Annotated in this window: 13 protein-coding genes and 1 tRNA gene; 8 read left to right on the forward strand and 6 right to left on the reverse strand. The window is 57.3% G+C overall.

What is annotated here, in order from left to right; translation table 11 throughout:
- Positions 1-12: 12 nt before the first annotated feature.
- Positions 13-1,506 (reverse strand): CoA-acylating methylmalonate-semialdehyde dehydrogenase, encoded by a 1,494-nt coding sequence (locus AUC45_RS12260; protein WP_067602967.1) that lies wholly within the window; start codon positions 1,504-1,506, stop codon positions 13-15.
- 178 nt (positions 1,507-1,684) lie between these two features.
- On the opposite strand from AUC45_RS12260, the gene AUC45_RS12265 reads away from it, so the two are divergent.
- The 3 genes from AUC45_RS12265 (at position 1,685) to AUC45_RS12275 (ending at position 4,960) form a co-directional block, all read left to right on the forward strand.
- Positions 1,685-1,758: transfer RNA gene (locus AUC45_RS12265), tRNA-Gly, on the forward strand.
- A gap of 111 nt (positions 1,759-1,869) precedes the next feature.
- Positions 1,870-3,996, forward strand: a complete 2,127-nt coding sequence (locus tag AUC45_RS12270) for a GMC family oxidoreductase N-terminal domain-containing protein (protein ID WP_067602970.1) — start codon at positions 1,870-1,872, stop codon at positions 3,994-3,996.
- A 163-nt stretch (positions 3,997-4,159) separates the two neighbouring features.
- Complete coding sequence (locus tag AUC45_RS12275) at positions 4,160-4,960, forward strand: hypothetical protein (protein ID WP_156423842.1); 801 nt, start codon at positions 4,160-4,162, stop codon at positions 4,958-4,960.
- 19 nt (positions 4,961-4,979) lie between these two features.
- Here AUC45_RS12275 and AUC45_RS12280 read toward each other — a convergent pair whose 3' ends face one another.
- Positions 4,980-5,774 carry an SDR family oxidoreductase gene (locus tag AUC45_RS12280; RefSeq protein WP_067602976.1) on the reverse strand — a complete coding sequence of 265 codons (795 nt, stop codon included), beginning with the start codon at positions 5,772-5,774 and terminating at the stop codon, positions 4,980-4,982.
- A 107-nt stretch (positions 5,775-5,881) separates the two neighbouring features.
- Between AUC45_RS12280 and AUC45_RS12285 the strand changes: the two genes are divergently transcribed.
- The 4 genes from AUC45_RS12285 to AUC45_RS12300 all read left to right on the forward strand — a co-directional run bounded on the left by AUC45_RS12285 (position 5,882) and on the right by AUC45_RS12300 (position 8,254).
- Positions 5,882-6,445 (forward strand): hypothetical protein, encoded by a 564-nt coding sequence (locus AUC45_RS12285; RefSeq protein ID WP_067603893.1) that lies wholly within the window; start codon positions 5,882-5,884, stop codon positions 6,443-6,445.
- A gap of 144 nt (positions 6,446-6,589) precedes the next feature.
- Positions 6,590-7,051: a Dps family protein gene (locus AUC45_RS12290; protein ID WP_067602979.1), complete on the forward strand. Its 462-nt coding sequence runs from the start codon at positions 6,590-6,592 to the stop codon at positions 7,049-7,051.
- Positions 7,052-7,148: 97 nt separating this feature from the next.
- Positions 7,149-7,778, forward strand: a complete 630-nt coding sequence (locus tag AUC45_RS12295; RefSeq protein WP_067602982.1) for a 6-phosphogluconolactonase — start codon at positions 7,149-7,151, stop codon at positions 7,776-7,778.
- Positions 7,766-8,254 (forward strand): NUDIX domain-containing protein, encoded by a 489-nt coding sequence (locus AUC45_RS12300; protein ID WP_067602985.1) that lies wholly within the window; start codon positions 7,766-7,768, stop codon positions 8,252-8,254. The genes AUC45_RS12295 and AUC45_RS12300 overlap by 13 nt, the downstream gene beginning before the upstream one ends.
- Here the strand turns inward: AUC45_RS12300 and dinB are convergent.
- Positions 8,251-9,393, reverse strand: coding sequence for a DNA polymerase IV (dinB, locus tag AUC45_RS12305; protein WP_067603895.1), 1,143 nt, complete (start codon positions 9,391-9,393; stop codon positions 8,251-8,253). The genes AUC45_RS12300 and dinB overlap by 4 nt on opposite strands.
- Positions 9,394-9,524: 131 nt before the next feature.
- Between dinB and AUC45_RS12310 the strand changes: the two genes are divergently transcribed.
- A complete protein-coding gene (locus AUC45_RS12310) occupies positions 9,525-10,808 on the forward strand; it encodes a multidrug effflux MFS transporter (RefSeq protein ID WP_067602988.1) in 1,284 nt (427 codons plus the stop codon).
- Here AUC45_RS12310 and AUC45_RS12315 read toward each other — a convergent pair.
- The 3 genes from AUC45_RS12315 to AUC45_RS12325 form a co-directional block, all read right to left on the reverse strand.
- Positions 10,805-12,346 carry an acyl-CoA carboxylase subunit beta gene (locus tag AUC45_RS12315; RefSeq protein WP_067602991.1) on the reverse strand — a complete coding sequence of 514 codons (1,542 nt, stop codon included), beginning with the start codon at positions 12,344-12,346 and terminating at the stop codon, positions 10,805-10,807. The two genes, AUC45_RS12310 and AUC45_RS12315, sit on opposite strands and share 4 nt — an antisense overlap.
- A 10-nt stretch (positions 12,347-12,356) precedes the next feature.
- Positions 12,357-12,893: a hypothetical protein gene (locus AUC45_RS12320; RefSeq protein WP_067602994.1), complete on the reverse strand. Its 537-nt coding sequence runs from the start codon at positions 12,891-12,893 to the stop codon at positions 12,357-12,359.
- Between the two features lie 131 nt (positions 12,894-13,024).
- On the reverse strand, positions 13,025-13,993 hold the full coding sequence (locus tag AUC45_RS12325) for a phytoene/squalene synthase family protein (RefSeq protein ID WP_067602996.1): 969 nt from the start codon (positions 13,991-13,993) through the stop codon (positions 13,025-13,027).
- Positions 13,994-13,996 lie beyond the last annotated feature (3 nt).

The following is a 13,996-nucleotide window of genomic DNA, read 5'->3' on the forward strand; positions in this document are numbered from 1 at the left end:
CTGCATTTTGCCCTAGCCCATAGTCGGGATCACGAAGGCGTTTGATCCGTCCCCTCCGCCATCGGGCCAGCGCTGGGTGATCTTTTTGAGCTTTGTCCAGAAGGCGAGCCCTTCAGTGCCGTATTGATCGATGTCGCCAAAGCCCGAGCGTTTCCAACCGCCAAAGCTGTGATAGCTTACTGGGACAGGGATCGGCACATTGACGCCCACCATGCCGACCTGAACGCGGCTGGCAAATTCGCGCGCTGCATGGCCGTTGCGGGTAAAGATCGCGACACCGTTTCCGTATTGGTGATCGCTGGGCAGACGCACGGCTTCTTCAAAGTCCTTCGCCCGCACCATTTGTAAGACGGGGCCGAAGATTTCTTCCTGATAGCTCTTCATCTGCGGTGTCACGCGGTCGATCAGCGTTGGGCCTACGAAGAAGCCGTTCTCGTGCCCCTGAAGCGTGTAGCCGCGCCCGTCGATCACAATTTCGCCGCCTTCTTCCTCGGCTGTGGTGATCCATTGTTCGATCCGGGCTTTATGTTCGGGCGTCACCACGGGGCCATAATGCGCATCCGGATCGGTCGAGACGCCAATGCGCAAGGCATTGATCGCCGGGATGAGTTTCTCTTTGAGCTTTTCGGCTGTGTCCTCGCCCACAGGCACCACGACCGGGAGCGCCATGCAGCGTTCGCCCGCCGATCCGAAAGCAGCACCGGCAAGATCATTCACCACCTGATCAAGGTCCGCATCGGGCATCACAATCCCGTGGTTCTTTGCCCCGCCAAAAGCCTGAACCCGCTTCGCATTCGCCGTGCCGCGCGAATAGATATACTGCGCGATGTCGGAAGAACCGACAAAGCTGATCGCGGGGATATCAGGGTGATCGATAATGGCATCGACCATTTCCTTGTCGCCATGCACCACTTGTAAGAGGCCTTCCGGAGCGCCTGCTTCGATGAACAATTCTGCCAGACGAACAGGGACGGACGGATCACGCTCTGAGGGTTTGAGAATAAACGCATTGCCGGCAGCGCACGCCATGCCGAACATCCACATCGGGATCATGGCGGGGAAGTTGAACGGGGTAATGCCAGCGCCGATGCCCAGCGGCTGACGCATCGAATAGACATCGATGCCGGGCCCTGCACCTTGCGTGTATTCACCCTTAAGCACCTGCGGAATGCCGCACGCGTATTCAATGACTTCAAGGCCCCGCTGCACATCGCCTTTTGCATCGTCGATGACCTTGCCGTGTTCGCTCGAAAGCAATTCGGCAAGCGATTGCATGTTCGCCTCAATCAACTCCTTGAATTTGAACATCACGCGCGCCCGCTTTTGCGGGTTGGTTGCCGCCCATTCCGGTTGGACCTTTTTGGCAGTCGCCACAGCCTTATCGAGCAATGCCGCATGACCCAACGCAACCTCGGCCTGAACCTCGCCCGTTGATGGGTTCCAGATCGAATGTTTGCGCGTCGCAGCCGGGCTGTCGCCGACAATAAAATGATCAACCTGCCGCATGATTGTTCCTCTCAACTATCAATATCTGTCGCACGCCTTAGCGGCATGGAGCAGCGAATCCAATGCGCGATCCCCATAGATCGGCCCTATAGATCGGATGGCGTACCTTCACCTATCTGATTGACCACATGAAGCCTTTACGGCAAAGCGCCCGCCGCACCGGATGATGGGCGCGCAAGCGGGTGTAGCTCAATGGTAGAGCAGCAGCTTCCCAAGCTGACGACGAGGGTTCGATTCCCTTCACCCGCTCCAAAAATCAGCCTTCAAATCCGCCGTACTTCAAGATTGTCGTTCTCATACAACCCCTAAGCTGCGGAATGGGTATTCTCGCGCTCAGCCACTCTTCGAGCTTGGGGGAACGTAATGCCCGATCTGTCTTTCTCTACCATCGCCGCGCACAATCCTGCTGATGTCAAACCTTTGGGACGCACGCCCGATGGCGATCCGGTGGTGCGAGCTGGCAGCGGGCTTGATGGCAAGAAACTTGAATATGTGATCACCGCCAATGGCGCGGCGCTCCGCGAGGAGGAGCCGGTCGACACCAGCGCGCGTAGCGGAATCACGGTTGATGATACGATGATCCGCTCGATCATCGATCGTCAGCTTGAATTCGAGCTCGCCTTTATCGAAGCTCTGTTCGACGGCGATCCTCCCGGCACCAGTGCCGTGGATGTGCTTGCAACCGCCATGCATTGGATTGAGATGCTGCCCGATTCCACTCGCAAAGAGGTGAAGTTGGGCCTGTTTGTCATGGAGTTCATCCTCGGCCGCAGCTTCCCCGATCTCACTATCAAGGAACGGCAGGACCGGATCGAAGGTCGGATAATCAATTCGATATTCGGTTTCGTGAAGACGCTCGGGCGGCTGCGGTCTGTGTTCTATTCGGCCTACTATCAAATGCCCGCCAGCTGGCAGAGCCTGGGCTTTGAGCATCCCGAGCAGCGTCCGGATTTTCCCGGCTATTCCAGCAAGCAAAGCCTGTCGCCCGTCATCCTTACAGGTGATGAACAGTGCGACTGGCTTATCATCGGTTCAGGCGCGGGCGGGGCTGCTGCTGCTGCTGCGCTTTCAGCCAAGGGTGAGAAAGTCATCATTATTGAAAAGGGTGATTACTGGTCCACCGATGAAATTCGCCACGATGACGCGCGCCAATATGCCGAGCTGTACAATGGCGGGGGCCTGATGGCGTCGAGCAATTTTGAGATTGCCATCATGCAGGCTGAGTGTGTGGGCGGGTCCTCACTCGTCAACAACGGCATCTGCTTCCGACCTGATGGAGGCCCCGACAAAATCCATCCCAAGGCTCCCGACGTTATTGCGCATTGGGAAGATAAATTCGGCGTGCGGATTGATCGGGCGAAACTTTCAAAATCATTCGATTTCCTGTGGGAGCGGATGCAGGTTGCCGAGCTTACGCCCGATCAGGCCGGGCCGAATGGGGACTATCTGAAGAATGCGTGGGATGCCTTCCTCGCCAGCGGTCATGCCAAGCCGAGCGACCGGCAAGCGCCGTTTGCTCTCTTTGAGAAGAATTACGGCAAGCAGCGAACCAAGCGCGAATGCTGGGGGTGCGGGTATTGCAATTCGGGCTGTCCTTATGACCGTAAGAATTCCGTGGTGGAGACTTTGCTGAAAGACGCTGAGGATGCGGGCGCCATTATCGCTGCAAATGCAAGCGTGCGCCGGATCAATATCGGCACCCATCTGCGCGACAACCCTGTCAAATCGGTGCAGGTCAAACAGAATGGCGAAACGCACCGGATCAAACCGAAAAAAGGCGCCATCATCGCAGCTGGCACGGCGGCATCCTCGAAACTGTTGGAGCGGTTGGACGTCGCCAATGTGGGCGAGACAATTGCGTGCAATCTCGCCTGTCCTGTCATTGCCAAGATGCCGCACGAAATGAAAAGCTGGGACGGGGTGCAGATGGGATCTTATGTCGATCGCGGCACGCACCTGATCGAAAGCTGGTTCCACCCGCCCGCCAGTTTCTCGGCTTCGATGGGAGGATGGTTCGGCGAATATGTGCGCCGGATGCAATCCTATTCAAACCTCGTGTGCCTCGGCATTCTTATGCCGGTGAGCGATATGGGCGAGGTTGATGATGGCGATTACGATATCAAGTTGAAATCGAACTATCGCAAGAAATTGCGCTGCTATATCGTTGACACGATCCGCCTGCATTTCGCTGGCGGGGCCGAAGAGGTTTATCTGCCCTCTTCAAAGAGCATCACTGTGAAGCCGGGCGATGATGTCGAAGCGATTGTTGAAGAGCACATGCAGGACGGGCGCGATTTCATCGTCAGCACATCGCACCCGCAAGGCGGCAACATCATGGGATCATGGCCGGGAAATTCGGTCGTTGGCAGCGATCTGCGTGTCCACGGCCACAAGAACCTCTATGTCGCTGATGCGAGCGTGTTCCCATCCTCCATTCGCATCAACGCCCAGATGTTCACGATGGCGATGGCGCATTCGACGTTTTCCTGATGTTAGCGAATTCGAGAACGAACAAGCAAACCATGGCAACTTGAGTTTCAAATGGTCATCTGCGTTTCAAACATATTGTCTAGGGAATATCTTCGTTTGATGAATTAATTACAGAATGCAAACTCTTCAGGTCGAGCATCTCTTTCCAACAATGGAGGCTCTTATGCCGTTTACTCTTATCAAAGGCAGTTTTGTACCAGAGTTTGGCCGGCCGGATGGCGATTCTTTGCGGTTTGTCCCTGACAATGTTGATCCGATTTTCAGGCTTCGCAGGCGTGGTCGTGGCCCAAAGATCAATGCTCAAAACGGCAGTGTTCAACTTCGCTATGAGGCGATCGACACGATGGAAACGGGCACAGGGGAATTTGCTGAAGCCGCGACAGAGGCAAACCTGCAATTGGCAATGTCGCAGGATGGCAGAGGCCATATCTGCACCAATCAATTAGGGCCAAACGGAAGGCCTATCGCATTTGTTTTTGCAGGGGATCGTGCGGATGAAGATGGGGCTGATATCTGGTTAGACCCCGAAGATATCGAAGATAGTATCAACGTAAAACAGCTCCAATCAGGTCTGGCCTACCCTCTCTATTACGACACCTTATTCGATGATTTGCGAGAGAAGTGCACCGATGCCAGCCAGGAAGCGAAGTGTGAAGGGGCGGGGGTTTGGGCTGCGGATCGCACAAACAAAGGCCTTTTCTGGAACCCAGACGTTGATCAGCTTGATCCGGTATTTCCAAAGCTGTGGAGACGCATCGACAAGTATGTGAGGGATGACACGTTCTTCGAACCGGCGAACAAATTTGGAAACTTTCTTCCATGGATGCGCCAGCAGCGTGATGAACGTGTGAGTGTACCCTCTCGCGGTCTGTTCACTGGCTTCGATGACTTGATCGAGAGGGTGTCAGATGACGAAATCAGGCTTGAGGTTGAGCCGCATGAGATGATCATCATCTCTGTTTGAGCGGCCAAGGCCCTCACTCTTACTTCGGCGGCATGCGGATCGCTCCATCGAGCCTAAATTGATGGCCATTGATGTAGGTATTGCTGGCAATCTCTACGATGAGCGATGCAAATTCTTCCGGTTCGCCCAGCCGTTTTGGGAAGGGGACGCTGGCGTTGAGTTGATCCCACATCTGCGGATTGCGATCTTTCATGCTGAGCATAAGCGGGGTCGCAAAAATGCCTGGCATCACTGAATTCACCCGAATGCCCAGATCCATCAGATCGCGCGCCATTGGCAGAACCAAACCGTTCACCCCGGACTTGCATGAGCCATAGATAACCTGACCGATCTGGCCGTCTTGTGCGGCGACACTGGCAGTGAGCGTAATTGAACCGCGCTCGCCATCGTCATTCACGGGCTCTGAATTGGCCATGCCGAGCGCGGATATGCTGGCGACGCGATAGCTGGCGACCAGTATGCCTTCTGCACCAAAGGCATAGTCTTCCGTCGGCAGGCGCTTGTACCCGCCGGTTGCCTTGTCATAGCCGATTGTCTTGCCTCTTTTGGAAGCCATCGCGCAGTGCACTGTCACGCGTTCCTGACCATTGGCAGCGCGCGCTGCGGCAAAACCAGCCTCGACGCTTTCCTCACCCATTATGTCGACATGATGGAATGTGCCGCCAATCGCTGCAGCGTGTTCTTCGCCTGCCTCATCATTGATATCGAAGATCGCGACTTTCAGGCCCTTGTCCGCAAGAGCCTTCGCACTCGCGCGCCCCAGGCCCGATGCGCCACCTGTCACGACTGCGGCCATTCCCTGTTCGAGTTTCATTGCGTTTCCTTTCCCGGTTTCAAACTCGATTAGTGCGAATGAAGCGGCGAGGCCACCTGTCGAATTTGCCGTGGCGCGTACGGCTGTGGCTGGTAGGGCACATCGCCATGGACACGTTTCTTCTCACAATGCTGCTTGTGTTTGTGAGCGTCGCCGGCGCGCGCGATCAAGTGCTGGTTGCGCGGCTTTCGGATGCATCGGATCGGGCCGCACCGCTGCTCTTCGTTGCCATAGTGTGCGCGGGGCTGAGTGCGGCGGCGCTGGGATTTGCAGGATCGGCGATTGCGCACATTCTCCCCACCCGTGCGGGCACGATGCTTGTCGCTTTCGCCCTTGTCGCGGCAGCAATCGAGCTTGCCTGGCCTGTCAAAGTGCGAGCGATGAAGGAACCAACACGCTCGCTCGGCGCTATTGGATTTGTTCTGCTGGTCAAGCAGATGGTTGATGGGCCGCGCTTTATCATCTTTGCTTTTGCCGCGGCCGCCCATTTCGCGCCTGCAGCTGCAATTGGCGGAGCGCTGGGCGGAGCAATGGCACTCGCAATTGGGTGGTTTGTGGGCGAGCGGAAATTGGCGCGACTGCCGTTTTCTATCCTTCGACCTTTGCTGGGCGCGTGTTTGTTTGTTGCGGGGTTATTGATCGGATTGAACGCTCGTTTCGTCATCTGGTGATCGATTTATACGATCACTGCGAATGTGTTTTTCTCGAAACCAATCGCGGTCCTGATGCGTTGATTAAGTGAACCCGACGAAGCGCGGTTCCCCAACCATTCAATGGTTTCTCGCGCTCACCACACCAGATTCAGGAGCACAAGAATGCTTGACCCAAACAACAATTCGACAACCCAGATGGTGGCAGAAATCAACGCACTGCTGGCCGATCACTTTGCCCTCTATGTTAAGACAAAGAACTTTCACTGGCATGTGAAGGGCCCACGTTTCCGCGATCTGCACGTCCTGTTCGATGAACAAGCGATCGAAATTCGCGACCAGATTGACGCAATCGGTGAACGCGCCCGTAAAATCGGCGGCGACACGATTACCTCAGTCGGCATGATTGCACAGCACACGCAGGTGAAGGATCAGGACAAGGTCTCACTCTCAGCAGAAGAGATGATCCGCGAACTGCGTGATGACAACGCCAACATGGTTTCACGTCTTAAAGCGATGAAGGAAACCGCCGAAGCTGCAGGCGATAACGCAACCGATGGACTTATCGACGACTGGACCGACATGGCAGAAGAGCGCGTGTGGTTCCTCAATTCGATCCTCGGATAAGAATTAACGCAGGAGAGGCGCGGTCAACGCGTCCATGAACACGAAAAGGCCGTTTCCGGTGTAGCCGGGAGCGGCCTTTTTGCTATGCGCTTTGGCTATGCAGAATATTGAGATGATTGAAGGCGCAAGCATCGCCGAGATTGCTGATTGGTTGGCGGCAAAACTGTCAGGCGGTGACGGACCGTTTGCCATCACCATGCCGGGCGGTTCTACCCCGTTTCCCGTGCTGGCCGATTGGACCAAACGGAATGAGCAAAAGATGGATTGGAAGAGCCTTTCTGTGTGGCCCAACGATGATCGGATCGTGCCCGAAGATCACGAAGCATCGAATACAGGCAAAATGCGGGCTCTGCTCGAACCTGTGGGGGCAAAGGTCGTTGCGCTCGGTGAAGACAGCCAGCCGCCGCATTTCGCGCTCACCTGGCTCGGCATGGGGCCTGATGGCCATATCGCATCGCTTTTCCCCAACACCGATCCGCAATCAGGCGATGCACAAGTGGTCCGCCGCCTGACGCCCGATCCCTTGCCGCCGCACGCCCCGTTTGATCGGATCACGCTGACGCTGCCCGCATTGCTGAATTGCGATGCGATCCTGTTCACTCTCGGCGGCGCATCGGATAAACGCGACGTGTTTGAAGCCGCGATGCGGGGCGAACATGATCTGCCCATTGCGCGGCTGCTGCGCGGCGCGAACGAACGCGGTATCAAGGTGACATGCTTCACCTGATCATCAAGGCGATCCCCGCACCGCTTCACCGCGCGGTGATGCCTTACGCGCACAAGGTTCGGCATTACTGGCGGCGATGGCGCGGCAAGCCCATTCAGGGCGCTGCGATAATCCTGACCAATCCGGCCGGCGAAGTGCTACTGCTTCGCCATTCCTACGGACCGCCCGTATGGGCTTTGCCGGGCGGAGGGATTGGCGCTCGCGAAGATCCCGCTGCTGCGGCGAGGCGCGAATTGGCCGAGGAATTGCAGATTTCTCCCACGTCGATGCAAAGTCTCGGAACCGTGGAAGAGGTCATTTCGAGCTCGCATCACATTGGGCATTTGTTTGCTGCCACGACCGACCAAACACCAAAGCCAGATGGCCGCGAAGTGGTGGAGGCGAGCTTTTTTGCCGCCGACGCGCTGCCGGACAACACCGGGCGCATATCCTTGTCGCGCATCGCAGCGTGGCGAGAGCGAACTGCCAGCCTTTAAAGCAGCGATAGTTGCGCGTTATCCTTGGGCGGCTCTTTCGTTTCGCCGCGATCAAGGTTTGACAGGGTCAGCCCCATCAACCGGATCGGCATGGGCAGCGGCAATTCCTCATCCAGCAAAGCGCGGCCAAGCTCGGCCACTTCCTCTTTCGTTTCGATCCAGTGAGAGACCGACTTTGCACGAGTGATCTGCTGGAAATTGTTGAACTTCATCTTCAGCGTGATGGTCTTGCCGCGCACAGGCTTCCCATCGATCTTTGCCGCCTCAATCCGGTCCCACACGACATCGATGATGTTTTCCAGCGTCTCTCGCAAGGCTGCACCACCGCCGATATCCTCGCTAAATGTCCGCTCTCCGCCGACGGATTTGCGAATGCGGTGGGCGCGCACAGGCCGCAGGTCGATGCCGCGAGCCGCGCGGTAGAGGTAATCAGCCATGCTGCCAAAATGGCTCCGCAGAAAGGCGATGTCTTTTGCTGCGAGATCAGCCCCAGTTTCAATACCGAGCCGCTTCATCTTTTCTTCCGCCTTGGGCCCGACGCCGTGGAACCGCCTGATGGGGAGACCGGCCACAAACTGCGCGCCCTGCCCGGGACGGATGACGCACATGCCATCAGGCTTGTTCTGGTCAGAGGCAATTTTGGCGAGAAACTTATTGTAAGACACACCTGCACTCGCGGTCAGCTGCGTTTTCGCGCGGATTTCCTGCCGGATCAGCTCAGCAATGCGGGTGGCGCTGCCTATGCCAAGGCGATCTTCGGTAACGTCAAGAAATGCCTCGTCAAGGCTTAGCGGCTCAACATGCGGGGTGTGATGTTCGAACACTTTGCGGATTTGACGGCTCGCCTCCTTATACGCATCAAACCGGTGCCGCACGAAAACGAGATCGGGGCACAACCGTTTCGCCGTCACCGATGGCATGGCCGATCTGACGCCAAACTTACGCGCTTCATAGCTGGCAGCCGCCACCACGCCGCGCCCGCTCGATCCGCCTACCGCCACTGGTTTGCCGCGCAATTCCGGATGATCGCGCTGCTCAACGCTCGCGAAAAACGCATCCATATCGACATGGATGATCTTCCTGAGGCCGTTTTCAGCCGCCTCATCCATTTCAGCAGAAGGAGATGCATCGCTGCTCATTGCGGTGCCAAGATAGGCCGCACAGCGGACATAAGGAACCTTCACAAGGAACAATCGCGCCGCTGAAGTATTTTGTGCACATGCGAAAAGAACAGTGGTCACCATCGGCGCCCTCGGGCAAAGGGGCAGCGATGGCGGCACCTCTCCCACAATCTGGCGCTACTCAAACGACCATTTCCAAGAAAGTGGGTGAGACCGAGCTTATCTGGATGATGGCGCTTCTGATGGCGCTTCAAGCTTTTGGCATCGATGCGATGCTGCCCGCGCTTGACGATATGGCGCTGGAATTGGGCGTCGCCGAGGGCAATGATCGCCAGTTCGTGATCGGCGTCTATCTGCTGACAGCTGGCATGGGCGCGCTGGTGCCGGGCGCATTGGCTGACCGGTTTGGAAGGCGACCTGTTCTGTTCACAGCAATAGGTGTTTACGTCGTCCTCGCCATCGCCTGCGCGCTCATCACCACGTTTGAACAATTGATCGCGGTGCGTGCCGCATCCGGATTCTTTGCTGCGGGCATCGTCGCGCTGCCGCCTGCCATCATCAGAGACCGTGTGGGCGGTGACAAAATGGCGAAGATGATGAGCCTTATCTTTGTGATCTTCCTCATGGTGCCCGCCGTCGCTCCGTTTATCGGCGAAGCCATTCTGGCAGCGACGGGCAGCTGGCGGATGATCTTTGCCGCCATGGCAGTGCAGGGCGTGTTGATGGGCCTTTGGATTTACGCACGTCTTCCTGAAAGCCTTGATCCTGAAAATCGCCAGGAAATCCTCCCGGTGGTGATCGGCCGCAACATGTTGAGCGCGCTGAGCGATCGTTCCGTGATCGGCTATGTCTTGGGCAGTACCCTGGTGTTTGGCGCTTTGTTCGGGTTCATCAATTCATCGCAGCAGTTGATCAGCGACGGGTTCGGCGCGCCGGACGCGTTTCCTTACGTATTTTTCGCGTGTGCCGGATCCATGGCGATTGCCAGTTGGTCCAATTCGCGGATCGTCGAACGGTTCGGAGCGCGCCGCGTCAGCCACACTGCGATGTTCGCATTTATCGCCGTCGCAGCGTTGCAAGTGTTCTTTGCATTCCAGCCCGATGAAAGCCTGTGGCAATTCGTGCCGCTAATGGCGATCAATATGGCGCTTCTCGGCTTTATCGGCAGCAATTTCAGCTCCATCGCAATGAACCCGTTCTTCCATATCGCAGGGGCAGCAAGTTCGGCCCATGCCTTCGTCCGCATGACGAGTGCTTCGCTGATCGGCGGGGCGATTGGATACGCCTTCGATGGGACAGCTCGCCCGCTGGCGTTGGCCTTGTTGGCAAGCGGGGTCGTTTGCCTGCTGCTGGTTCTGTTCAGCGAAAAAGGTCGTTTGTTCAAACCGCCCCAGGCAACGCAGCGTTTTCCATCGGGGATGCGGGGCTGTTAGTGTTCCGCCCGTAAGCGCCGCCAAGCGAGATCGGCAAATTCACAAAGCAGAGGCCGCGTGTCGCGTGGGTCGATTATGTCCTCGACGTTGAAGCGTTCGGCTGATCGGAATGGCGAGGTGACTTTGCCAAGTCGTTCCTTGATCGATTCTAATTCAGCCTCTGGATCGTCGGCGGCTTCGAGTTCGGACTTGTAGGCAACTTCCAGCCCGCCAGCGATGGGAAGCGAGCCCCAATCGCCCGACGGCCAGCAGAACCGGTACTGATATCTGTCCGCATTGCTCATCGCGCTACCCGCAATCCCGTAAGCGCGGCGCATGACGATGCTGGCGAGCGGCACGGTGGCGCGATAGATCGCGTTCATCGCCTGCACCCCATAGCGGATTGTCCCCGCCATTTCCGCCTCGCGCCCGATCATAAAGCCCGGATTGTCGACCAGATGCACGATGGGTAGCCGGAACTGGTCTGCCAATTTGACGAAGCGTTCGACCTTTTCGGAAGTCTTGGCTTCCCACGATCCACCAAGGAATGAAGGATCGCTTGCAACGATAGCCACGGGCCAGCCATCAAGGCGGGCGAGGGCGGTGATCGCCGCGCGGCCCCAATGCTTGCCGATCTCGAAAACGGTGCCGGTGTCGAAGACCATATCAAGGCACCGGCGCATCGAATAAACCTCATTCGGAGCGCGGGGGACAAGGCTCAACAGCGCCTCTTCCTTGCGGTTGACCGGATCGGTGCAGTTAGAACGGCGGGCAAGCTGTCCGACATGCTCAGGCATGAAAGACAGGAAATGGCGTGCACGGGCAAAAGCTTCAGCTTCGCTCCCCACTTCATCATCACACACACCGTTGCGGGTATGAATGTCAGCGCCGCCAAGCGCTTCTTTGTCCCTCGGATCGGTGCCCTCATCGCCGTCCATCGCTGCGACGACAGCAGGGCCAGCGGCAAATACCTGGCTTAGCCCGCGCACCATTATCGAATAATGGCTGGCAGCCAGACGCGCTGCGCCAAGCCCCGCTGTTGGACCAAGCGCGAGCGCCACCACAGGCACCGTGTCGAGATTGCACACGACATCACCCCAGCCGGGCACGGCGGGGATGTAGGTCGCGCCGATCTGCTCCAGCGTCTTGACGCTGCCGCCGCCGCCCGTGCCATCGATCATCTTGATGATGGGGAGCTTCAGCTCATGCGCCATTTGTTCGGCCTGCACCATTTTGCGCGCAATGCCTGCATCAGCCGCACCGCCTCGGATGGTGAAATCATCGGCTGTCGCAACCACTGGGCGGCCATGCACGGTGGCTTTGCCGAACAGGAATGGGGCAGGGGTAAGGCCAGTCAGATCGCCTTTGTCATCGTACGATCCTTTGCCAGCGATCTTGCCAATTTCGCGGAAGGATCCCGGATCGCAAATCGCCGCCAGCCTTGCGCGCGCATCCATTTTGCCGCGCGAATGCTGACGTGCGACTTTCTCCGACCCGCCCATTTGTTCCGCGAGCGTTTCGCGCACGCGCAGTTCTTCGAGTTCTTTGGCCCAGGTCATTTGATCCGTGTCACTCCGGCTCGGGTGTCGGAATGGTGCTGATCGGATTGGGAGCGTTCAAGGCATCGCATTCATCCAGCGAGGTCATGGTGAAACTGGTATTGGTGACTTTCCAACCCCCGCCGGTTGAGTGGTCGGAGCGAAACTTCGCAAGGCTCATCGAATTGATGCCGCAATGGGTGCGCTCGCCATTCAAAAGAAAGACATAGGGGCCCCAAACATGCGCCATCGTCCCGTCGACCTTCACGTCTGAGTAATACATGTACTCGTCCGTGCCCTGTGGAGAGGTCTCCCACGCTTTCAGATGCTCGCCTGCGGTGACGATCCGGATATTCGGCTCCTCAGGTTCGCGGCGATCGTGAATGAATATGACACCATCAGGGATCATCGCCTCGGCAAGAGCAGTTTTGTCAGGTGAGCGCAGCGCATCGAAGAACGCATCGACGGCACCCCTGACTTGAAGCGCTTCTCTGTCGCGATTGAGTTCTTCAGCGGAAAGAGGTGTGGCAGTGATGGCTAGCACTGCGGCGATGGTGCGATTGATCATGGATTAAAGGTTAGGCCACAATCGCGCGGAAGAAAACCGCTCACCCTGAGCCTGTCGAAGGGTTGCTCTTCCGCTTTCGATCCTGACATTCAAAAAAAGACAATGCTTCGACAAGCTCAGCATGAACGGGTTTACTGAGGTTGAGGCCGAAAATCGGCAATGCCCCACGTGATCGGGCCGTCGGGGTGTTTCTCGCGATTGATGACGGCTGAAAGAAACGCGCGTGCACCATACAGCGCCTTTTCCGCGCGCGGCACATAGGTGCGGCTGTTCCACGCTTCGATCCCGCGCTTTCTTACCTTGCGGCCGATCGCGCCATAGATACGTGCTGCGGACAAGACTGCCCAGCGGCTGCGAAAAGGCAGTCGCTCTGCGCCTACTCGAGCGGCCGCTTCATGCTTTTCGACGAGCGCCACAAGACGTGCGGCCATTTCGGCAAGTTCCTCGCGGTGATGCGGTTTGGTGTGCTGGCCGGGCTCGATATCCTGTTCGACCAGCCATTCCATCGGCAGATAACAGCGCCCCGCTGCATCATCTTCAACGATATCGCGCGCAATGTTGGAAAGCTGAAAAGCGAGACCCAGATCATTCGCGCGGTCGAGTGTGTCGCTATCGTGTGGGTTAACGCCCATCACCACTGCCATCATCACGCCCACAGCGCCCGCGACATGATAGCAATATCGCATCATGTCCGCCTCGGTCCGTGGGCGCCAATCCTCGGCATCAAGCGCAAATCCAGCAATGACGTCTTCGGCCATTTGCGGCGTAAGGCCAACTTCCTTTGCAACGATACCGAACGCGTCAAAGGCGGGGTCACCTGTCGGCTTTCCTTCAAAGGCTTTGCCGGTGAGCTTTCGGATGAGGGCAAGGCGGCTATCCAAATCGGACTGATCGCCCAGTTCGCCGCCCATCACCTGATTATCGGCAATATCATCGCACCGTCGGCACCAGGCATAAAGCAGCCAGGCGCGCTCACGCGTCTCCTTGTCGAACAGACGCGCCGCTGCAGAAAAGCTTTGCGAGCCTTGCTTTATGGCAAGGCGGGAGTGTTCAACGAGAGCCTCGCGGCGAGTGGATTGAATGTTCGGTTCGACGCCCATGGT

It is taken from the genome of Erythrobacter sp. YT30 (assembly GCF_001542875.1).
Lineage (GTDB): Bacteria > Pseudomonadota > Alphaproteobacteria > Sphingomonadales > Sphingomonadaceae > Erythrobacter.